Source organism: Flavobacterium sp. FG139 (assembly GCF_057809695.1).
In genome coordinates this window covers 24,982-48,048 of sequence record NZ_JBMDKL010000015.1, presented here as the reverse complement: position 1 = coordinate 48,048, position 23,067 = coordinate 24,982, and the positions used below count along the sequence as shown (strand labels likewise).

Here is a 23,067-nt window from a genome sequence, read left to right as displayed (position 1 = left end):
TGTTTAATTTATCAATGGGACTTTTATAATAAACGTACTTCCTTTTCCTTTTTCACTTTCTACAAAAACTTGACCATTATGATCTTCTACAATTCGTTTGACGTATGCTAAGCCCAATCCGTGGCCTTTAACGTTGTGCAAATCTCCAGTGTGTTCGCGGTAGAATTTTTCAAAAATTCGCTTTTGAGCGACTTTGGTCATTCCAGCGCCATGATCTTTGACTTTGATGAGAATAAAATCTTTAATATTCTCGGTATATATATCTATAACGGGTGCCTCTGGCGAATATTTTATAGCATTATCTAAAATATTAACAATTACATTAGTAAAATGTACGTCATTTAGTAGTACTATGGTTCTATTGGCTTCAAAATGAGTGGTTATCGTTCCTTGTCTATCTTCAATAATTAAATGTACGTGGTCAATTGCTTCTTCAATAATATCTTGCACATTGTGCGATTCTTTAGAAATATCGAGTTCCTTTTTTTCTAATTTAGAGATACGAAGCACATTTTCTACTTGCGCATGCATTCGTTTGTTTTCGTCACGAATCATTTGCAGGTAGCGAAAAATCTTTTCCTTATCTTCTATCACTTTTGGGTTCTTTATGGCGTCTAGAGCTAGATTAATGGTTGCAATAGGCGTTTTGAACTCGTGTGTCATGTTGTTGATAAAATCGGTCTTAATTTCAGAAATTTGACGTTGCTTTATCAATTGGTGTAAGGCATTAGCGTAGGCGATGATGATTACTAAAGTAAAAATTATCGATAACAAGGTTATGGCCAAAATTTCTGAGAACAAAAACTTCTTCTTTTGTGGAAACGAAATCAATAAAGAATATTTATTATTTCCGTCATTGTCTATAAAAATCGGAATCGAATACGTTGCATCTTTATCGTAAGCAAAATGCTCTGATTTTATTTTAGTTGCCAATCCATTGCTATACACATTGAACTCAAATGGTGTTTTAACGCCATATTCATTCAATTCGTTTTGAAGAATTTTTAACAATACTTCTTTGGAAACTCGGTCTTGAATTGGAAAATTAGCGGCTATATCTTTATAAAAGATATCAAACTGGGCATTTTCTAAAATTTCAAGTGGTCCTGATTTTTCAATGGTAACATCGGGTACTACTTTATTTTGAATACCCGTATTGTCGAATGAATTGTTGTTAAAAATCATTGTTTTGCGCTTAGCGGCATAATTTTTAACCTTTAAGCTGTCTGCATTTTTATCAAAGAGCGTAGAAAACAAATCATAATCTTCGGCCATTATGCTATTGGAATAGATAATGGTTTCGTTTGTTTTTTTATTGCGTTGGTAATACTTATATTCCAGCAAATCTTGGGTTTGAGGTGCTTTTCCAGTACTATCTTTTAGCTTTTTATACTTATTGTAAAACGTATATTTTTCTTGTTCTTGCAACTTCTTAGATACGTTACCTAAAACTTGCTTGATGTGAAACTTGAATTGCTCTTCGCTTTTTTCTAATGAAGTATTAAACCAATAAACTTGGACAAAAATAATCCCTAATAAAGAGATGCTCATCAACAATACTAAAAGCCGAAAAACAAACTTATTCATCACAACAAAATTAGCATTTTAACAATTGTTCTGTTAATGTATTAACCAAACATTAACATTGAGGAAGTTTTTTATTTATTTCTCAACAAATCGAGTATTTCATCGACTTGTTTTTTAGTATCTTCAAAATTTTCGTTTTTAATTACGAATTGACTTCTTGCAATACGCTCTTCGTCAGAAAGTTGGTTGTTAATTCGAAGTAGAATTTTTTCTCTAGTAGTTTTATCTCTTTTAAGTACGCGCTCAATTCTTGATTCCAATGGCGCCGAAACCGTAATAATACTATCACAATCTTTGTAACTTCCGCTTTCAAAAAGGATAGCGGCTTCTTTAACAATTATTGGGAATTTTTGATGTTGCTTAATCCAATTCTCAAAATGCTTTTTTACGGCTGGATGCACAATTGCATTCAATTGTTTTAATTTTTCAGGTTCATTAAAAACAATAGAAGCAAGTTTATCGCGGTTCAATGTTGCCTTATCGTCTAACATTTCGGTACCGAAAGCAGTAGTGATTTGTGCTATAATTTCTGGAAACTCCATTACTTTTTTTGCTTCCAAATCGGAGATATAAACAGGTACGCCTTTAGATTGTATATAATTGGCCACAGCCGTTTTACCACTACCTATTCCGCCAGTCAAACCAATAATTTTAGTTTTCACTGAAACGGGTTCCACTAATTTTTGAATTGGTGTAATAATTTTATCGACCACTCTTTCTACAGATTTTTGTATTGGTGCATCTTTTTGAGCAGAAGTAAACATACTTCTTTCATAGTTTTCTTCAACCGCACTTACTTTAAAAAAAAGTTCTGGAAATGCTTCTTGTGGTTTTTTCCCTAAAACAGCTATTTTATAAAATGAGGTTAGAAAACCAATTCCGTATCCAAAAAATTGTTTCCATACTGCAACAATGGATAATAGTCCAATTAATGGATTTTTATTTTGAATACTAGAAACGATGAATATTATACTAAAATAGAGGAAATAGAATTTTAATGCCCAATCAAACAAGACAAACAATAAGGCGAATGACACCACAAATCCGATGACAAAAAGCGACGGAAACCAGTAAGTTAATTTCTTATATTCTGGATACCAAGAATTCAATATAGGACGTGCTTTTCCAAACTTTGAAACTTGGATACTGAATTTATCCCAATCGATTCTTCGCTTATGATAGACAAATGCCGAAGAAAACAATCTGGTTTCATAACCTAATTTCCATAACCTTATAGACAAATCGGGATCTTCACCTGGATGAATATTGCCAAAACCTTTGGAGGCTTCAAAAGCTTTTTTAGAAATTCCCATATTGAAACTTCTGGGTTGGAATTTATCTATTTTTTCCGAACCGCCTCGAATTCCGCCAGTGGTTAAAAAAGAAGTCATCGCAAAATTTATGGCTTTTTGAATATTTGAAAAAGACTTTAAAGCTTTATCTGGTCCACCAAAACAATCGACATAATGGGACTTTAATTCGTTATCAACTTCTGATAAATACTGATTTGGAATAATACAATCGGAATCAAAAATGATAAAATAATCACCTTTGGCTTTTTTCATACCATAATTTCTAGAATCACCGGGTCCCGAATTGGATTTAAAATAATAGGAAATGGTGAGTTTATCAGTGTATTTTTGAATGACGTCTTCGCAAGTCAAGGTCGAACCATCTTCTACAATTACAATCTCAAAGTCGCTCTTATAGGTAGTGAGGAGCATACTTTCTAATAGTTCGTTTATTTCGTCGGGTCTATTATAGACAGGAATAATAATTGAAAAATACATTCTGAAAAAATTTTAACAAAGATACTGTTTCTATAAAAGAAAAGTCCCGCCGAAGCAGGACTTTTTCATTATTATTAAATAAGAAATACTTATTCTTTAACTACTTTAATCGTTTTAACTTGATTATCCGAAGTCACTTTTACTAAATAGGTTCCAGAAGGAAGATTTGACATATCAACTTGACTTTGATTGGCATTCACCGATTTAACAAGAACTTCTTGACCTAAAACATTCATAATCTGAACTTTACTAATATTTTGAGAATAGCTTAAGTTCAAGACATCTTTAACTGGGTTAGGATAGTAATTGAATTTAGAATTATCAAAAGTATTGGTTGCCAATGAACCATCATAAGCAGAAACTTGGAAGGTTCCGAATTCAGTATTACCATAATCAAAAACTCTCAAATATACCGTTGATCCTGGAGTTAAAGAAGTTAAAGATAATAGCGAGAATGTATCTGTGTTAGTGTCATCATTACATCCAATAGATGTTAATGAACCACAAGAACCTGAAAACGCTTCAATACCTGTATCAGTAATAGCACTTGATCCATCACTTTGTGTTTCAAAAGTAATACTTCCTGAAGCAGGAACGACAACACTATACCAAACATCTCCACCTGAATAAGAAGAACAGGTTGGATCTGCTACACCTGTAGAAGCTGTTGCACCTAAGTTAGTTCCAACTTGTGGATAATCACTAAACACACCACCAGGTGTTAAAGCACTTGCTCCACTACAATCGTCATTAGCTGGAGCTGGAATAATAGTTCCACATTGCACAGCTCTTGTTCTAGTATCTTGATTATCGGTACAATTAGTATCAGCGTGCGTATAGAATCTAACTTGACCTGCAAGTGTAGATGTCCAAGTTACTGAACCAAATCCGTAAGTGTATATTGTTGTACCCGTATCGTCACTAATTGTAATAACATCCGTATTGATAGAGCTTGAGAAAATATAAGTTTCTCCTAAAGTCACATTTACCATAGAGTATTCTCCTGCATAACAATCGGTAGCAATAGCCTGAGGTAGTCCAATACAAGCAGGCGTGAATGAAGTAAAAAATGGATATTGTCCATTAGGATCATTCAAACAACCTGAAAACGGACAATTCTCTGTTACGGTAACTGCTAAACGAGCACCGCTTTCACATGAATTTTCAGTCTGTGAAGCATAATAAGTAGTTCCCGAAACTAAAACTGTTGAAGATGGTAAAACAGTTCCAGCAGTAGCCGCATCATACCAAGTTATTGCAGTACCAGTAACTACTATATCAGCAAGTGTATTTGCTGTACAATACGTTTGAGCAGCATCTCCTGTTGGCGCTAATGTAGTTGTAACCGTTAAGGCTAATTCAGCAATACTATAACAACCAGCAGCATTAATAATTTTAACATATACAATTTGAGATGATGTTCCCACAAAAGCAGTAGGATTTACAATAGGATTAATTCCGCTATCAGCCTCAAAATAATCTGTATAATATTCGAATGTAACCCCTGTTTCTGAAGTAACATCTGCATTACTAGCTGTCAAATCAAAAGTAGCAAATCCATCAGTATCATCATCACAAGTAGTTGCTGTAGCATTGGTAAAAACAGGATAAGAAGAAACTGTAGCAGTTACTGCAAATCGAGCATAACTTTCACAATCAACGGTTTGAGATGCATAATAAGTAGTACCGTTCACTAGAGCATCGGTCGAAGCCAAAGGAGTTCCTCCAGTAGCTGCTGCATACCATTGAATATTCGTACCATCAACATATAAATCACCTATTGTTGCTGCGTTACAAAACACCTGAACGGCATCTCCTGTTGGAGCTGGAGCATTCGACGAACAATCGTAAGCAGAAATTTGAAATTGACCAAAATTATCATTTCCATAATCCCATGCATTAACATATAAAACCTCTCCTGGTGTTCTACCAGTTAAAGAAATCAACGAAAAATTTCCACTAGCACTAGAATCATCATCACAAGAAACAAGACTCAAAGCACCACAAGTTCCACTGTAAACTGCTAATCCTGTATCAGAAATAATACTCAATGGAGACGGATTTGTTTCAATAGTTATATTACCAGAAACTGGAACAGTAACTTTATACCAAACATCTCCACCCAAATAACTTGCACAACCTGGTGCAGGTGGATTTGAATCTGTTGCAGCTACATTACTTCCTGTTACTGCATTATCTGCAAAAACAGTACCTACTGTTAATTGAACTGCACCTGCACATTCGTCATTAGCTGGCGATGTTCTAAAGTAGAACGGACCAGTCAACAAGCTCGTTCCATTTGTTAAACAATCAGCGCTTACATAAAAATCGTATGCCGTTCCTGGCGTCAAACCAGTAACAACAAATGGATTTACAGTACTAAAATAGGTTGGTGTAGTCGGTGCTGGACTGCCTGCTGTTGTCAAATAAATTTTCCAAGAGGTTTCCACGCAACCAGCTGTCCAACCTAATGTTGCCGTTGTTCCTGTTAGATTAGTAACTACTAATGCTGATGGTTGAGGACAAGCTGCAGCAGCTGTTACTGTTACATTATAGTCTTCCGTTTCACCATAACCGTATGTAGCACAAGGATCGATATTAACACCTCCTAAGTTCCATACATCTCTTACTCTCATTCTATGCGTACCTAATGGAGGATTACATGCTAAAGTGATAGAAAAAGAAGCCGAACCATTAGCTGCAATAGCCCCAGATGAATATCCAACTCTTTCAGAAGTAGCAAATACTCCATCGTCATTATAATCAATCCAAACCGCTACATTTTGACTTCCAAAAGTACCTACAGAAACGTTTACAGTATAAGGTGTACCTGCTTGAAGTGTACCTGTATAATTAGGTAATCCTGTAAAAAATGTGTAAGCAGGATTAACAGGGTCTGTTCCCGAATTGTTGGCTAAAGTAGTACCTGTTATTGAAATATTTGAAATCAAATCTCCATCAGTTTTACCCGTTGTATAGGCTGGAGTACAATAACAGTTTGCTGCAGTATTCATTCCTATCATAACTGGAGTACTGGTTGTACTTGTACCCGAAGCAGTACAAGTAACAACACACTGATAATACGTAGCCGCTGATTGAGAAGCCGTATAAGTTGGGTCAGTGGATGCCCCAGATGCATTTGCATAAGCTACTCCATTTGTAGAAGTTTGCCATTGATAAGTAACTCCTGAGCCAGATGTTGTATTTTGCAATGAAAGTGTAAAGCTTACACCACTACATGCTAAAGTTGCTGAAGAAACAGTATTTCCTGGAGATGGTGCTCCTGAACACGACGGTGGTGGTGTCCAAGTATATGTCAATCCAATACCTGGGAAAATTGTAGATGATAATAAAACTGTATCAGCAGCTGTGGTACTTGCCGTTGTTCCATACCAATCAACTGCAGTTGTTCTACTGTTAAAATTTGTTGCAGGACTATTTGGGTTGGCTCTTAATCCACAATCAGCAGTTGTTGAAGTGGCATTATTTGTCATTGTTCCATACACTAAAGAAACAACATTAGACGTTTCATTCAATCGGATTTGAAAAGAGTAAGAATCTCCAGTAGCTAAATATTTTGAATAATTTTTCCATTGTACTACTAGAACTCTGTTTGGAGCAGTACCTATTAATTCATATCGTAATTCACCACCTGCTTGTGACATCAAATCTCTTGAAAAAGCAGAAATTCTTGCAACAAGGGTATTGGAAACCGCTGTGCTTGTTGAAGATAATGGAGAATACGAAGTAGTGGTATTCATATCAACAGAAGGTGTCAATAATGAAGAACCTAACGAAATCCATCCATTTGCGTTTACTCCAAATCGATCATATACATATCCATTGTATGTAAAATTAAATCCAATTGGCAATCCAACACCCGTAAGTGCACTGCTTCCTAATGGAACAGCAGGATCTAAAAATCTTTGATCATCAGTTGTAGTTGATCCTAATACGGTTCCACCAGAGATAGCTGTAAATCCTGAATTACTTTGCGAAAAAGTATATTGTGATAGATTTTGGCTAAATCCTAATTGAAACAAGCAAAAAAACAAAACTACTAAATAGGTATTTTTTTTCATGAATAAAAAGGTTAAATTAAGGGTATAAATTTAAACAAAAAAAGCTCACAATGAATTGTGAGCTCTTAAATATTGCTTTTTTTAACTAAATTTTACTGAATACTTGGTACCATTACCAACTCATTTGTATCTGCATCATAATCAACTCCTGCAAAACCAAAACCAAATAAATTTAGAAAATCTTGCTTATATCCTGCCAAATCTCCAATTGCTGGTAAGGTTTCTGTAGTAGCTTCCAACCATAATTTAGCAACTTGTTCTTGAACATCGTCACGCATTTCCCAATCATCAATTCTGATTCGTCCATTAGCATCCGTCGGAACTTCTTGTCCAGTGTATAATCTTTGACTGTACAATCTTTGAATTTGCTCGATGCAACCTTCATGAATTCCATCTGCTTTCATTATTTTATACAACAGTGAAATGTATAACGGAATTACCGGAATAGCAGAACTCGCTTGGGTAACTAGGGCTTTATTTACCGAAACATAGGCTTTTCCTCCTACCTCTTTCAAACTATCTGTAATGGTAAATGCTGTAGCTTCTAAATGGTCTTTGGCTCTACCAATAGTCCCTTTTCTGTAGACTGCTTCAGTAACTGCTGGTCCAATATAAGAATAAGCAATTGTCGTTGCACCTGGCGCTAACAATCCTTCTTTTTTCAAAGCTTCCATCCACATTGACCAATCTTCACCACCCATAACCACAACGGTATTGTCAATATCGTCTTGATTGGCTGGTTCAATGGACACTTGCGTTACATTACCCGTGTGAAAATCAACTGTTTTATTGGTAAATGTTGCACCAATTGGTTTTAAAGTAGAACGGTGTAAAACTCCAGTAACAGGATGTAATCGAACAGGTGAGGCCAAACTGTAGATTACCAAATCAACTTGCCCTAAATCGGCTTTAATTAAATCGATTGTTTGCTGTTTTACTTCGTTTGAAAATGCATCTCCATTGATACTTTTAGCATATAAACCTGCTTTGTGGGCTTCATTTTCAAAAGCGGCCGAATTGTACCAACCTGGTGAAGCTGTTTTTCCTTCCGATGCTGGCTTTTCAAAAAATACTCCAATAGTGGCTGCATCGCAACCAAAAGCACTTGATATTCGAGATGCCAAACCAAATCCGGTTGAAGCACCAATAACTAAAACACGTTTAGCGCCTTCAATTTTTCCTTTTGATTTTACGTATTCAATCTGATTTTTTACGTTTTGTTCGCAACCTTTTGGATGAGCTGTCAAACAAATAAAGCCACGCATTCTTGGTTCTATAATCATAATCTTATGTTTTTATTTCTATTTTGAAGTTTCATTTTCAAGCCAAGCAAATATAATTCAATTTTTTAGTTCAGCAATTCCTTGGCATGATTTAAAGCTGAATCGGACACCACTGTTCCCGAAAGCATTTGTGCAATTTCTATAACACGCTCATCAGCAGTCAATAATTTCAATTCCGATTGGGTCTGATTGTCTTTTATTACTTTGAAAACTTTAAAGTGATCTTTTCCTTTTCCAGCTATTTGTGGTAAATGTGTAATAGCAAAAACCTGCATGTTCTCACTCATTCCTTTCATAATTTCTCCCATTTTATGGGCAATTTCACCAGAAACACCTGTATCAATTTCGTCAAAAATTATGGTAGGAAGTTTGGAATATTGCGATAATACCGACTTAACAGCAAGCATAATACGTGACATTTCACCACCAGAAGCAACCTTTTTCAACAATCCAAAATCGGAACCTTTATTGGCCGAAAACAAAAATTGAATGTTGTCTTTTCCGTTAGCGAAAAAATCTTCTTTGAGTGTTATTTGAATATCAAATCGGGCATTAGCCATTCCTAATTGTTCAAGTATAACAGCTAATTTATTGGTTAAAATCGGAATTGCTCCTACTCTATTTTCGTGAATTTCGATAGCCAAATCGTTCAACTGGCTTTCTATGACAACAATTTGCTGTTCTATAGAATTGATTTCCGATTCTAATGTCGTTACCGAAACTACTTTAGAATCTAAATCATTCTGAATGAGCAATAATTCATCAACCGAATTGACTTGATGCTTCTTTTGTAACGCATAAATCAATTGTAACTTTTCATTAATTAGCTGTAATTCTTCAGGATTGGAATATATTGTATCTGACAACCGATTTAACTCTTTTTCAATATCATCAAACTCAATTAAAACACTGTTAATGCGTTCAAAAAGATTTTGATATTCTGTAGAAAAACCAGCGATTCTTTGAAATGAGGCTTTAATTTCTTTTAAATTTTGAAGGACACCAAATTGCTCTTCATTAGCCACAGACAACGATTTTACTAGATTCTCTTTGATAAATTCAACGTTATTGAGTTTTTCAAATTGGAGTTCTAAATCTTCTTGTTCACCCGATTTTAAATTGGCAGCCAATAATTCTTCCAATAAAAAAGTGTTGTAATCTTGTTCTTTTAAAACCGATTGCAATACTTCTTTTTTAGATTTTAGTTCGGATTTATATTTTTTATATTCTTTTAATTTAGTGGAATATTCTGCAATTAAATCAAAATTAGACGCCACCGAATCAATGATTTGAAATTGAACCACATCATCTGAAAGTTCTTGCGTTTGGTGTTGCGAATGGATATCAATGAGGTAATTACTTAATTCTTGCAGTTCATTCAAGTTTACTGGAGTATCATTGATAAAGGCACGAGATTTACCTGAAGGTAATATTTCTCTTCGAATGATGGTTTCGTCTTCATAATCCAAATCATTGGCTTCAAAAAACGATTTTAAGTTGTAATTTTTAATTTGAAAATAGGCTTCAATAACACACTTTTCTTCTTTGTTTTTAAGTGAAGCCAAATCGGCACGTTTGCCCAAAACTAATCCTAATGCCCCAAGAAGTATTGATTTTCCTGCACCAGTTTCACCGGTTATCACAGAAAATCCATCGGTAAATGATACCGATAATTTTTCTATTAAAGCAAAATTTTCAATGGATAGAGATGTAATCATTCGTTAAAGATTTAATGCAAAATTAAAACTTTATATTGACCCATTTAGAAGAATTGGTAGGAGAAATTTGAGATAACTTATCAACAAAACCATCTATTGTAACACTTGGACCTCCAGAAAATATAGATACAATTTCGTCGGCTTTCGCATCAAAAAATATTCGTGTTAAATAGGCATTTGGTCGTGCACTGTGCACTGTTGCTAGTGTATTGATAGATTTAACAATGGCTTCTTTGGAAGTTTTTAAATCTTTGTACATATTGTCTAACCCATTAAAATGATATTGGAACATAGCCTCACGATACGGTCTAAATGTAGTAGATAATAAGTCGTTTACTAAATAATATCGATTTTGTGTTTTGTCGGTTTGCGACCAGCCTTTACCGCCAGTTGCAGCTGCCAAACTCACAATTTCTTGTGCCGATTGAAAATAACCAGAACCACTATCAACCGCAAAAGTTTCTGCATCTACTCCGAGAATAATATAACAGTAATAGGCAATAGTAGAAACTAAATTAGAATCGTAACTCGTTGGACTGTAGTACAAATTTTGAAATTCAATGTATTGAAAGTTAAAATCCTTGTCGTTAATATTTAAAATGGATGTGGTAAAACTCGAATTGTAAACAGGTCTTGAAGCCTGAACTTGGATAGTTGCTTCAAAGTTATTAGATTCATACGAGTTCAAGGTAATGAACATCGTACAACTGATTTTCTCGTTGTCTTTGTATGTCTTTTCAGTCCAAGCTGTTTTGTTTACAAAATCGTTCAAAGAAGACTCCAAACTTTTAAAAATCTGATTGTTAGCATTAGTGATCTTGTCGTAATTTACAATCACCTTGCAATTCAACTCTTGAGATTGAGCCGTTGCAAAAAGACAAATCAAAATTAAACTGAAAATATTACGCATCATAGTGAGTTATTACTTTATTTAAAATATCGACAGCCACTGCTTCTTTTGATTTCAATTCCATTGGTTCAACAGTCAAGTTTTTATCAATGAAAGTAATCTTATTGGTGGGCTGACCAAAACCTGCTCCTTGATCTTGAAGCGAATTTAAAACTATCAAATCTAAGTTTTTTTTCTGAATTTTCAAGATAGCATTTTCAATTTCATTTTCAGTTTCTAAAGCAAATCCAATTAAAAACTGATGCTGCTTTTCAGTACCAAAAGACGCTAAAATATCTTTTGTTTTTTCCAACTCAATCATAAAATCGCTGGCATTTTTTTTGATTTTTTGCACTGCGACATTTCTAGGCTTGTAATCGGCTACTGCTGCTGCTGCTATAGCTACATCAACATCTTTAAAATATTGATGACAGGCATCATACATTTCTTGAGCAGACGTCACTTTAACAACTTTTACAGCATTATTTTTTACTTTCAAATGAGTCGGTCCTGAAACCAAAATCACTTCAGCTCCTAAATTTGCAGCTTCATTAGCAATATCAAATCCCATTTTTCCAGAAGCATGATTCCCTATAAAACGCACGGGATCTATTGCTTCGTATGTAGGACCTGCAGTAATGAGTATTTTTTTTCCTTTCAATGGCAATTTACTCAGCAAATCGGCTTCCAAAAAGGCAACAATATTTTCGGGTTCTGCCATTCTGCCTTCACCTGATAAACCACTAGCCAATTCTCCTGATTCGGCAGGAATTATGGTGTTTCCAAATTGTTTTAACGTATTGAAGGACGCAACAGTGGAAGGGTGTTTGTACATATCCAAATCCATTGCAGGCGCAAAATAAACTGGGCATTTTGCCGACAAATAAGTCGCTATTAAAAGATTATCGCAATTGCCATTCACCATTTTAGATAAGGTATTGGCTGTTGCCGGAGCAATAATCATCAAATCGGCCCAAAGACCTAACTCCACATGATTATTCCATTGTGCGTTATCGTCTTCTTCGTGATAAAAAGTAGAGTGAACCGGATTTTTAGATAAGGTTGATAATGTAAGTGGTGTCACAAAATCCTTAGAAGCAGGTGTCATGATCACTTGGACCTCGGCACCTGCTTTTATAAATAGTCGAACTAATGATGCTGTTTTATAAGCGGCAATACCACCAGAAATACCTAGTATTATTTTCTTTCCGCTTAAAACTGACATGGCTCTTTATTATTTGTTTGTGTCTTTATGATAAATCTTACCATCCATCCATTCTTGAACAGCAAGAGCGTGTGGTTTTGGAAGTTTTTCATAAAATTTAGAAACTTCAATTTGTTCTTTGTTTTCAAAGACTTCTTCTAAGCTATCATTGTAAGTAGCAAACTCATCTAATTTCTCAATCAATTCTTTTTTGATTTCAGTATTAATTTGGTTTGCTCTTTTAGCCATAATAGTTATTGCTTCATAAACATTCCCTGTAGGTTCTTCAATAACAGTTTTATTGTATGTTATTGTGTTTACTGGTGCAGTGGTCTTTTTTAAATCCATGACTTTTATTTATTTAGAAAATTGTTTTAAATCTTTTTCAATTTTGGCTAACATTTCGTCTGCCTTCGATTTGAATTTTGAATCCGCTTTAAATTTCACCAAACTGTTATATGCAGTTTTAGCATTATTCAATCGTTCCTCCATTTTTTGAGGAACACTGTTTATAGCTAATTTATAGGCAGAATCCAACTTGTAGAACAACGCTTCTTCTTTAAATGTTGTTCCTGGAAAATCTGAAATAAAGTTATCAAATGCTATTTGTGCCGCCTTAAAATCGGAAATTGTATTGTATTGTTTAGCATTTTCAAATGCTTTTTTCTCTATTTTGAATCGCAATTCTTTTACAATACCATTGGCTTCAGGCAAGAAAGTAGAATTGGGATAAGTGTCAATAAAACTTTGTAATTTCTCTAATGCTTTATCCGTATCTGCTTGATCTAAGCTGTAAGAAGGTGATAATTTAGAATAACATTTTGCCCCTAAAAAAGAGGTTTCTTCTTGTTTTTCACTTCTTGGATAACTGGATGAAAAGTTTTCAAACTGATATCCTGCTAAATAGTACTGTTTGGTTTTGTAATAAGCCTGTGCATACATATAAAACAATTTTTCAGCTTGCGGTTTTCCTTTGAATGACGGTGCAATTTGTTCAAATAAACGAAGTGCTTTGTCGTATTTACCTTTGTCATACATCTTGGCTGCGACTTGATATTTACTATCAATCTCTTCCGATTTTAATGCTTTTTGATATTCGCTACACGACGAAAAAAGGACTACTAGGAATAAAAGTGAAATTATTTTCTTCATTTTTGTTTTATAAATGCAAGATTTTGAGCGACACTAGCTTCTCAAAAACCGAACTGCAAAATTAGTTAATAATTAGATACTATGAAATATTTTTTTGTTGTAATTTTTTTTACCAAAAAACTAAAGATCTTTAGTAAATTTTGAGAGACGATCGGCCAAATCTTGATTCACATTTACCAATGGAAGTCGCACCGTATGCTCTGACAAACCTAGTGTTTTAAACACTTCTTTGATTCCAGCCGGATTTCCTTGTTCAAAAATCATGTCAATGGCATCGGCTAATTGGTAATGCAATTTATAAGCGTCATCTGCTTTTCGTTGCAGCCCCAATCGCACCATTTCGGAAAATTGTTTTGGAAAACCTTCTCCAATAACCGAAATAACGCCACTTCCACCTGCTAAAATCATAGGCAATGTAATCATGTCATCACCAGAAATCACATGAAATCCTTCGGGTTTATTTTGTAATAATTTCATGGCTTGAACGATGTCGCCAGCAGCTTCTTTGATCGCTACTATATTTTTGAAATCGTTAGCCAAACGTAAAACTGTCGAAGGCAACATATTGCTTCCAGTTCTTCCTGGCACATTATACAAAATCACTGGTATTGGTGAAGCTTGTGATATGGCTTTAAAATGTTGGTAAATTCCTTCCTGTGTAGGCTTGTTGTAATAGGGAGAAACTGATAAAATGGCTACAAAATTAGAAAAATCTCTTGTCTTAAGTTCTTCAATAACTTCATGAGTATTGTTTCCTCCAACACCAAGCACTAAGGGCAATCTTCCATTGTTCGCGTCAACAACAGTTTGGATAACCAACTCTTTTTCTGCTTTATTTAAAGTAGCGCTTTCGCCAGTGGTACCTAGAACGACTAAATAATCGATTCCGTTATCAATTTGGAAATGCACAATTCGAGTTAACGCTTCTGTATCAACAGAAAAATCTTTTTTGAATGGCGTTACGAGCGCAACTCCAGTTCCTATTAATGATTGCATGTTATAGTTTGTTTAGTATTTTCAAATATTTGAATAATTCCTCCATAAAAACCATGTAGTTTTCGGCATTGGTATCAATCATAAAATGATTCAATCGCTTGTCTATAGAAGCAAATCCGACTTTAAAACTGGCTTTTGAAAGATGAGTAGTTAACAAAAGTGGTGCCTTTTCAATGTCATAATAACTGATTAGGAGATCAAAATTTGCAGCCGTAAAATCATTAAATTCCCTACTATCAACCTTAGCAATCCAACTCAAATTTTTGTATCCAAAAACAGGATAATCAAATTTTTCATTCTTTTTTATCTTGTTTTTAAAGACTAAAATTTGAATACAGTCTTCATTTATGCCTTGTTGAATCAGTTCGTTTATTAATTCTTTTCTTTCATAAAAATAGCTTTCATCGAAAACTATACCTACCGTTTTTATCGAACTATCTGAATCTATTAACTTTACATTTGATAACCTTTTCTTAACTATTTTTTTTGTCCAAAAATCCTTTATTTTATTTAAAAACATAGTACTTTTACTTGATTACAAATTTAATTAAAATTAGTCGTATATCAGATGGTAAAACTAAAAAACTATACCGTTGTAATGAAACATTTTGTTTTATTATTAACATTTATATCATTACTTTCTTGTTCCAGTCATCACTATTATGTTACCAAGATTGAAGGTAAGAAAATTGGCATCACCGAAAACCAAGCTGGTGCTGCTGAAATTGAAAATTACATCAAACCCTATCGCGAAAATATAGACAAAGATTTGAATGAAGTATTGGCCTATTGCCCAGAAACTTTAGACAAATCTGGCGCTTGGCAAACCAATATTGGATGTTTTTTAGCCGATATTACTTTAGAAAAAAGCAATGTTATTTTCCAAAAAAGAGAACAAAAATCAATCGATGTTTGCTTACTCAACCACGGCGGCATTAGAACCATAATTCCGAAAGGAAATGTCACAGCGCGTAACGCCTATGAAGTAATGCCGTTTGAAAACAGTGCTGTAGTTATTGGAATGAAAGGCGAACAGTTAGTAGAAATTGCCAATTATATCGTATCCGAAAAAAAACCACACCCATTAGCAGGCATGACATTTACTATTGCAAAAGACAATACTGTAAAAAACATTCAAGTGCAAGGAAAACCATTAGAATTAGACAAAACCTATTATGTAGTAACTTCCGATTATCTGTCTAATGGTGGCGACAACATGACTTTTTTTAAAAAAGGTGTTAGCCGAACAGATACCGATTACAAACTTCGCAACATCATTATTGATTATTTTAGAGATGTTGACACTTTGAAAATTAATACTGACGTTAGAATTACAAAAGAATAGTTACCGAACTTAAATAAGCACAACATGAAAAGAAGAGAATTTATAAAAAATACCGCTGCTAGTTCGGCACTTTTAACACTAACGGGCTTGTCGTTGAGCAGTTTTAAAACTGAAAAAGTAAAACACATTACCATTCTTCACACCAATGATGTGCATAGTTATATCGATCCGTTTCCGCCAAACCATCCCAAGAATCCAAACATGGGTGGTGTAGCCCGACGAGCAGCCATAATTGAAACCATTCGAAAAGAGAATCCGAACGTACTTTTATTAGATGCTGGGGATATATTTCAAGGAACTCCGTATTTTAATTATTATGGTGGTGAATTGGAATTCAAATTAATGAACATGATGGGATATGAAATTGCAACTATTGGAAATCACGATTTTGATAATGGAATAGACGGCCTATTAGCACAACTACCGAATGCTAAATTTGACTTTGTGTCTTCCAATTATGATTTTAAAAACACCGTTTTAGACGGACACGTTAAGCCCTATAAAATTACGTATGTAGATGGTGTAAAAATTGGGGTATTCGGACTTGGAGTAGAATTACAAGGTTTGGTAGACAAGAAAAACTGCAAAGAAACCGTTTATAACGATCCGATTGAATCGGCAACCGATATGGCACGCATTCTTAAACAAGAAGAAAAATGTGATTTGGTTATTTGTTTATCTCACATTGGTTTTAGCTACAAAGATGAACCAAACAAAGTATGTGATTTAATTTTGGCAAAAAAAACCAAAGACATCGACTTAATTATTGGTGGACATACGCACACTTTTCTGGACAAACCAGTGGTTGAAAAAAACCTTGATGGAAAAGACGTTTTAATTAATCAAGTGGGATGCTACGGATTAAATTTAGGGCGAATTGATTTTTATGTAACAACCGATAAGCAACTAGCCAGCAAAGGAACCTCGATTGTAGTTTAGTTTTTCGGAGTAAATGACAAATGAACAAAATGCAAAAAATGCTAAGGCATTTAAACTCATTGCTAATGGGCGCAACAAATCGGAATGGGAATCTGCAAAATAATATTTTTCAATAAAAACTACCAATTGTAATCCTAGAAACAATAAAACACTTATCAATAACAACGAATTTTGTTTAGTGTCGTTCATGATGTAGCCTGATATTGCAATACCGCCTAAAATTGAGGCTAAAAAATTGGTAAAAATCAATAAATAAAAAGAATTTTCAGGAACTTCGGTTGCAGTTAGAAGATAGAAAAAGATAAATCCTAAAGGCAGTGTTGCCAATGTAAAAGGAATGTAATCTTTAATTTTAACAATTTTAAAAACTAAAATTAGCAACAACATTCTATGAATTGTAAAACATATAACCCCATAAAATAGTAGTTTATCATCGCTTGGTATAAAAAAGATGTTGGTCATTAATGAAAAAGTCATTATCAAAAAAAAGAACCAATCTTTTTTGGGAGAATTATAAAAGTACAATACCATTAATAAAAAAGGGATTAATGGCTTTGTTATATACAATATCGGTTTAAAGGAAAAATATTCTGCAACTACTTCTATTACTGCATTTGCAAAATAAATTACAACTAAGAGTGTATTACAATTGTCTTTTATGTTTAATTTCATTTCATAAAATTAGCTATTTTTCTATGACCTAAAATTAATAATTACTTAAATATCAACTCGTTCTCTTGAAATCATAAAATAACACAATGTATAATGACCTAAAACGAAGAAAACCATTGAGATTGGTTTTAGAAAAGAAAAATCAATATAATAATATTTAATACCAAGAATAAAGAGATTTACTCCAAAAAATAATGAACTAATCATGAGTATTTTACTGGAAATTGAGTTTTTAATAATAAAATTTGCTAATGAATAGCCTCCGAGTAAAGTCATCAACACCACTTGAATTAAAATCAAGTAAAACTGACCTCCAAAAATAGATTCATACACCAGATTAATCAAACTTAAAAACAAAAACAAAAAAGGAATACTACCTAATGCAATCGGAACAAAACTGAGTTCTTTCTCATCTTTAAAAATTTTAATTAAAATTAGAATCCGATGGAGCAAAAACAGCACTGAAGCTAAAAGCAATAATTTGAAATTGATGGAAACAAATAAAATATTGGCCATCCAATTGAACAATAACGCTACTAAATAAAGGGAAGAATGTTTTTTTGTAGACAACCAATAAAATACGGCTAAAGCTGGTAAAATAAATGGTTTCGAACAATATTGCAACGAATTATTTTCTGTAAATTCTGCATAGACTTCTATTATTGAAAAAAGAAAAATAACAACGTTTACAATCAAAATACTTTTATTTGACTTTTTTATCGCTGAAATTATTGTTGTTGTAGACATGCTATTGTTGAATTATTGTTTTCTCTTCTCTTAATAATACATATTTGACAAAAAATAAATAGGTAAAAACATGACACGTAAAATGAATTGAATTGAGAACAATGAGTTGGTTTTGAAAATTATAAAAGATGTAAAATGTATCTGAAACAAGTACACAACTTACACTAATCATTGAAAATAAATTAGAAGTATTAATTCTACTGACAATATTATAGGCTGACAATAAAGCAAGAATTATTAATAATGACCCAAAAACGGCAACTTGTAGTTGAATATAAGTTTCTCCAAAGGCAAATAAGTCTAGAATAATACACAAAATATAAATCAAAAATAACGCAACTATCATTAATGCCGTTAGATTAAGCATATTGAATTTAAACTTCTCAATGTTTTTAATCAATATAATTACCATTACTAAATTGCTGATAAAAAACGGAGGAATGATATAATAAATTTCGTTTTCAAAATTCATTAATCCAATAGAATCCCCTATAAAATTGGTAAGTAAATACAAACATACCAATATGCTCATCTTTTTGGAGTCTATATAATAGTAAAAAAATAATGCTGGAATGATTAACGGTAATGTAAACAATTTCAATCCGTCTAACATAAAAATATTAGCTATAACAGCTAAAAAAGAACATATAAAATAGATGTATAAAGCAACCTTGCTAGTTTTCATTAATCATAATTATAAAATCATTTTCAGAAATAATTTGAATTCCTAGATGATTTGCTTTTTCTAATTTAGCAGGTCCCATATTCGCTCCAGCTACTACATAATCTGTTTTAGAAGAAATTGAACTTCCTATTTTACCCCCATTATCTTCAATGGCTTTTTTCAAATCATCACGTGAAAATTCTTCAAAAACTCCAGAAACCACAAAGGTTTTACCTAAAAGTTTGTTAGTAGCATTAGGGTTGTATGTTTCAATAATTTCAAACTGAACTCCAAACGCTATTAATCGTTCAATGATATGATAATTATTTTGATTTTCGAAGAATTCAATAACACTTTGTGCTATTCGTTCGCCAATTTCATCCACCAAAATAAGGTCCATCAAAGAGGCTTGGCGCAATGCCTCAATATTCTTGTAATGCTTGGCTAATTTTTTTGCGACGGTTTCTCCTACATATCGAATTCCGAGGGCAAACAAAACGCGCTCAAACGGAACCTCTTTAGATTTGGCAATCCCATTAACCAAATTTTCAGCACTTTTTTGTGCCATTCGCTCTAACGGAATCACTTGGTCGACGGTTAATTCATACAAATCGGAATAGTCTTTTACTAAACCATTATTGTATAACAATGCCACCGTTTCTCCACCCAAACCTTCAATATCCATTGCTTTTCGGGAAATATAATGCTGAATTCGGCCAATAATTTGAGGTGGACAACCGTAAAAATTAGGACAATAATGCTGTGCTTCTCCTTCTTTTCTGGTCAATTCGGTATTACATTCTGGACAATGAGTGATGTATTTTGTAGGTTCCAATTGATTGCCTCTTTTGGCAACACCAATAATTTTCGGAATAATTTCGCCTCCTTTTTCCACAAAAACGTCATCACCTACTCGAATGTCTAATTTTTCAATTTGATCAGCATTGTGCAATGAAGCGCGTTTCACAATAGTTCCAGCCAGTTGTACTGGTTCTAAATTGGCTACTGGTGTAATGGCTCCAGTACGTCCAACTTGATACGAAATCGAATTTAATGTAGTGGTAACTTGTTCCGATTTGAATTTATAAGCAATAGCCCATCGCGGCGATTTTGCAGTATAACCCAATTCGTTTTGATGATTGAAATCATTAACCTTAATTACAACGCCATCGGTTTCATAAGGCAAATCATGACGGTGTACATCCCAATAATTAATAAACTCAAAAACTTCGTCTAAATTTTGAGCTAATTTTGATTGCGAAGGCACTTTAAAACCCCAATTTCTGGCAGTTTCTAAACCATCATATTGCGAACTAAAAGGCAAGCTATTTCCAATAATAAAGTACAATAAACAATCTAATGGACGTTTAGCAACCTCGGCACTATCTTGTAATTTTAAACTTCCAGAAGCGGTGTTTCTCGGATTTGAATAAGGCATCTCACCGATATCTATTAACTCCTGGTTCATTTTTTCAAAGCCTTCTAAGGGAAGAATAATTTCTCCACGAATATCAAATTTGGGAGGGAAATTTCCTTTTAGCTTAAGCGGAATGGACTTTATCGTTTTGATATTATTGGTCACATCATCACCTTGAAAACCATCACCACGAGTGACTGCCTTTACTAATTTACCATTTTCATAAGTAATAGATATCGAAGCGCCGTCATATTTTAATTCACAAGTATATTGCAATGAAACATTTCCTAAAACCTTCTGAATTTTGGTTTCCCAATCTTGTAAATCTTCTTTAGAATAGGAATTATCCAACGAATACATTCGATTTTCGTGAACTACTGTTTGAAAATTCTTAGTAATGGTTCCTCCTACACGTTGTGTGGGCGAATTTTCATCAAAAAATTCTGGATATTTTGCCTCCAAATCTTGAAGTTGCTTCAATTTTTGATCGAATTCAAAATCGGAAATAGTCGGCTTATCCAAAACATAATAGTTGTGGTTGTGCAAGTTAAGTTCTTCCCGTAGATTCAGAATGGTTTGCTGAATATCCATAAATTAGAAATGGCTAAAATTAGTTCGTTTCGAGTACTAAAATAGCCAATATTTTTGAATGTAAAAACATTATGATTGTAGAATATTGTTTATTTGAAGATAGAGTTGACCGTCACTAAGAATAGCTCCTTCTGTAATCAAGTTAAAAATAGCCGTATTACGTTCTTCTCCATACTCTTTCTTGCCAATGTGAATTTCTACAGTATCTGTAAAAAGGTTATCACTCAACCATTGTAAACCTTCTTTAGTCATAAAATCAACATCAGATGCCAAAGCTTTCAAAACAATAGATTGAATTAATTCCTTTTGGCAATGGAACAAAAAAATATGATTTCTAGAAAAATGTTCTAAAAATTGAGCATTCGTTAAAACACCTTCCCAAATCAAATCCGAAAAAACATCGAGTTCTTGTTCGGCTACATCGGGTTTGTGTGTTTTCAATTCATCCCATTCTTTTTTATCGATGGATTGTGAAGCCAAAAAATTAGCAAATTCTTGATGTAAGGCTTCAAACTGTTCTTTGGTTAATCTTTTGTATTTCATATCCTGTATTTCAAAATTGAACATTCCAAGTTGAATATCCAACATTTTAATTTATTTTTTTAACTAAGAATATTCAACTTGAAATATTGAATATTGATTTTTTTAAACATAAAAAAATCCCGACTTACATCGGGATTTAAATTGTATGTAGTGAACTATTAAACTTCAGCTACAATTTCGTATGGTAATTCAACTACTACATCTCTATGTAATCTGATAGAAGCAGTGTATTTTCCAGTTCTTTTTACAGTTCCACTAGTAATGAATTTTCTCTCTACTGGTTGACCTGCAGCTTCTAATGCAGCAGCGATATCAATATTGGTTACAGAACCAAATAATTTTTCACCACCTGCTTTTGAAGCAATTTTAATTTCTAAAGCTTTTAATGCATCTGCAACTTTATTTGCATCAGCCACCACTTTAGCTTCTTTATGTGCTTTTTGCTTTAAGTTTTCAGCTAATACTTTCTTTGCAGAAGGTGTAGCTAATTGAGCAAATCCTTGAGGAATTAAGAAATTACGACCGTAACCAGCTTTAACTGTAACGATATCATCTTTAAATCCTACGTTTTGAACGTCTTGTTTTAATATAAGTTCCATGTTGTTGTCCTTATTATAGAAGTTAGGTTCCCTTTGCGAGAAACCAACAACTGTTGATTTTAAATTATTTTAATAAATCGGCCACGTATGGCATTAAAGCTAAATGACGTGCTCTTTTCACAGCAACTGACACTTTTCTTTGGTATTTTAATGAAGTTCCTGTTAAACGACGAGGTAGAATTTTACCTTGCTCGTTTACGAATTTCAATAAGAAATCTGCATCTTTGTAATCGATGTATTTGATTCCAGATTTTTTGAAACGACAATACTTTTTAGTTTTGTTAGTTTCGATGTTCAAAGGCGTTAAATATCTGATATCTCCGTCTTTTTTTCCTGAAGCTGATTGTTGTAATGTTGCCATGATTAAGCTTTTGCTACTTTAAGTTTTTCTCTTCTTCTTTCTGCCCAAGATATCGCGTGTTTATCTAAACTTACAGTTAAGAAACGCATTACTCTTTCGTCACGTCTAAATTCAGTTTCAAAAGCAATTAATACTTCTGGAGCTACTTGGAATTCAAACAAATGGTAAAAACCACTTTTTTTGTTTTGGATTTCGTAAGCTAATTTTTTTAAGCCCCAATCCTCTTTTGATACCATCTTTGCTCCTCTACTTGTAAGAAAATCTTCAAATTTGCTTACTGTTTCCTTTACCTGAACTTCAGATAAAACGGGATTTAAGATGAAAACAGTTTCGTAATGATTCATAATAAATATGTTTTAATTATATAAAATTGGGTGCAAAGATAACAATAAATATCTTTTACACAAACATCAAATATAAAATATAAATTTTACCCTCTGATTATCGCCTAAATGCAAAAAAACACTGCTTAAATGCAAAAAAAATCG

Annotated in this window: 21 protein-coding genes and 1 pseudogene; 2 read left to right on the top strand and 20 right to left on the bottom strand. The window is 33.4% G+C overall.

Translation table 11 applies throughout. From position 1 onward, the window contains the following. Window positions 1–3: 3 nt before the first annotated feature. The 12 genes and pseudogenes from ACODSI_RS12675 to ACODSI_RS12620 all read right to left on the bottom strand — a co-directional run bounded on the left by ACODSI_RS12675 (window position 4) and on the right by ACODSI_RS12620 (window position 15,221). On the bottom strand, window positions 4–1,587 hold the full coding sequence (locus ACODSI_RS12675; protein ID WP_488917225.1) for a sensor histidine kinase: 1,584 nt from the start codon (window positions 1,585–1,587) through the stop codon (window positions 4–6). A 71-nt stretch (window positions 1,588–1,658) separates the two neighbouring features. Next, a complete protein-coding gene (gene coaE / locus ACODSI_RS12670) occupies window positions 1,659–2,351 on the bottom strand; it encodes a dephospho-CoA kinase (RefSeq protein ID WP_488917269.1) in 693 nt (230 codons plus the stop codon). 30 nt (window positions 2,352–2,381) lie between these two features. After that, a pseudogene (locus ACODSI_RS12665) lies at window positions 2,382–3,377 on the bottom strand (glycosyltransferase family 2 protein); the annotation flags it as partial. Between the two features lie 89 nt (window positions 3,378–3,466). Further along, complete coding sequence (locus tag ACODSI_RS12660; RefSeq protein ID WP_488917224.1) at window positions 3,467–7,459, bottom strand: GEVED domain-containing protein; 3,993 nt, start codon at window positions 7,457–7,459, stop codon at window positions 3,467–3,469. Between the two features lie 92 nt (window positions 7,460–7,551). Continuing rightward, window positions 7,552–8,742, bottom strand: coding sequence for an enoyl-ACP reductase FabV (fabV, locus tag ACODSI_RS12655; protein WP_488917223.1), 1,191 nt, complete (start codon window positions 8,740–8,742; stop codon window positions 7,552–7,554). Between the two features lie 65 nt (window positions 8,743–8,807). Further along, complete coding sequence (gene recN, locus ACODSI_RS12650; RefSeq protein WP_488917222.1) at window positions 8,808–10,460, bottom strand: DNA repair protein RecN; 1,653 nt, start codon at window positions 10,458–10,460, stop codon at window positions 8,808–8,810. A gap of 22 nt (window positions 10,461–10,482) precedes the next feature. Beyond that, window positions 10,483–11,370 carry a type IX secretion system protein PorD gene (gene porD / locus ACODSI_RS12645; protein WP_488917268.1) on the bottom strand — a complete coding sequence of 296 codons (888 nt, stop codon included), beginning with the start codon at window positions 11,368–11,370 and terminating at the stop codon, window positions 10,483–10,485. Then, window positions 11,363–12,574: a bifunctional phosphopantothenoylcysteine decarboxylase/phosphopantothenate--cysteine ligase CoaBC gene (gene coaBC / locus ACODSI_RS12640; protein WP_488917221.1), complete on the bottom strand. Its 1,212-nt coding sequence runs from the start codon at window positions 12,572–12,574 to the stop codon at window positions 11,363–11,365. Before coaBC ends, porD begins: the two co-directional genes overlap by 8 nt. A 9-nt stretch (window positions 12,575–12,583) precedes the next feature. Then, window positions 12,584–12,901 (bottom strand): DNA-directed RNA polymerase subunit omega, encoded by a 318-nt coding sequence (locus ACODSI_RS12635; protein WP_488917220.1) that lies wholly within the window; start codon window positions 12,899–12,901, stop codon window positions 12,584–12,586. Between the two features lie 9 nt (window positions 12,902–12,910). Then, the gene (locus ACODSI_RS12630) at window positions 12,911–13,705 is read right to left on the bottom strand and encodes an outer membrane protein assembly factor BamD (protein ID WP_488917219.1); all 795 of its coding nucleotides are present in this window, start codon (window positions 13,703–13,705) and stop codon (window positions 12,911–12,913) included. Between the two features lie 120 nt (window positions 13,706–13,825). Then, window positions 13,826–14,701, bottom strand: coding sequence for a 4-hydroxy-tetrahydrodipicolinate synthase (gene dapA / locus ACODSI_RS12625; RefSeq protein ID WP_488917218.1), 876 nt, complete (start codon window positions 14,699–14,701; stop codon window positions 13,826–13,828). A gap of 1 nt (window position 14,702) precedes the next feature. Beyond that, entirely contained in the window at window positions 14,703–15,221 is a 519-nt protein-coding gene (locus tag ACODSI_RS12620; RefSeq protein WP_488917217.1) for a DUF6913 domain-containing protein, read from the bottom strand. A gap of 78 nt (window positions 15,222–15,299) precedes the next feature. On the opposite strand from ACODSI_RS12620, the gene ACODSI_RS12615 reads away from it, so the two are divergent. After that, window positions 15,300–16,046 carry a 5'-nucleotidase C-terminal domain-containing protein gene (locus ACODSI_RS12615; protein ID WP_488917216.1) on the top strand — a complete coding sequence of 249 codons (747 nt, stop codon included), beginning with the start codon at window positions 15,300–15,302 and terminating at the stop codon, window positions 16,044–16,046. A gap of 24 nt (window positions 16,047–16,070) precedes the next feature. Beyond that, a complete protein-coding gene (locus ACODSI_RS12610) occupies window positions 16,071–16,985 on the top strand; it encodes a bifunctional metallophosphatase/5'-nucleotidase (protein WP_488917215.1) in 915 nt (304 codons plus the stop codon). Here ACODSI_RS12610 and ACODSI_RS12605 read toward each other — a convergent pair. The 8 genes from ACODSI_RS12605 to rpsF form a co-directional block, all read right to left on the bottom strand. Continuing rightward, window positions 16,953–17,462, bottom strand: a complete 510-nt coding sequence (locus ACODSI_RS12605; protein ID WP_488917214.1) for a hypothetical protein — start codon at window positions 17,460–17,462, stop codon at window positions 16,953–16,955. The two genes, ACODSI_RS12610 and ACODSI_RS12605, sit on opposite strands and share 33 nt — an antisense overlap. Before the next feature lie 240 nt (window positions 17,463–17,702). Next, window positions 17,703–18,404 carry a hypothetical protein gene (locus ACODSI_RS12600; protein ID WP_488917213.1) on the bottom strand — a complete coding sequence of 234 codons (702 nt, stop codon included), beginning with the start codon at window positions 18,402–18,404 and terminating at the stop codon, window positions 17,703–17,705. Between the two features lies 1 nt (window position 18,405). After that, window positions 18,406–19,089, bottom strand: coding sequence for a hypothetical protein (locus ACODSI_RS12595; protein ID WP_488917212.1), 684 nt, complete (start codon window positions 19,087–19,089; stop codon window positions 18,406–18,408). After that, window positions 19,079–21,076, bottom strand: a complete 1,998-nt coding sequence (ligA, locus tag ACODSI_RS12590) for an NAD-dependent DNA ligase LigA (protein WP_488917211.1) — start codon at window positions 21,074–21,076, stop codon at window positions 19,079–19,081. The genes ACODSI_RS12595 and ligA overlap by 11 nt, the downstream gene beginning before the upstream one ends. A gap of 69 nt (window positions 21,077–21,145) precedes the next feature. Continuing rightward, window positions 21,146–21,619 carry a DUF6495 family protein gene (locus tag ACODSI_RS12585; protein WP_488917267.1) on the bottom strand — a complete coding sequence of 158 codons (474 nt, stop codon included), beginning with the start codon at window positions 21,617–21,619 and terminating at the stop codon, window positions 21,146–21,148. Between the two features lie 158 nt (window positions 21,620–21,777). After that, window positions 21,778–22,218 carry a 50S ribosomal protein L9 gene (gene rplI / locus ACODSI_RS12580; protein WP_488917210.1) on the bottom strand — a complete coding sequence of 147 codons (441 nt, stop codon included), beginning with the start codon at window positions 22,216–22,218 and terminating at the stop codon, window positions 21,778–21,780. A gap of 64 nt (window positions 22,219–22,282) precedes the next feature. After that, on the bottom strand, window positions 22,283–22,579 hold the full coding sequence (rpsR, locus tag ACODSI_RS12575) for a 30S ribosomal protein S18 (protein ID WP_007138295.1): 297 nt from the start codon (window positions 22,577–22,579) through the stop codon (window positions 22,283–22,285). 2 nt (window positions 22,580–22,581) lie between these two features. Beyond that, entirely contained in the window at window positions 22,582–22,923 is a 342-nt protein-coding gene (gene rpsF, locus ACODSI_RS12570; RefSeq protein WP_274781568.1) for a 30S ribosomal protein S6, read from the bottom strand. Window positions 22,924–23,067: the final 144 nt, after the last annotated feature.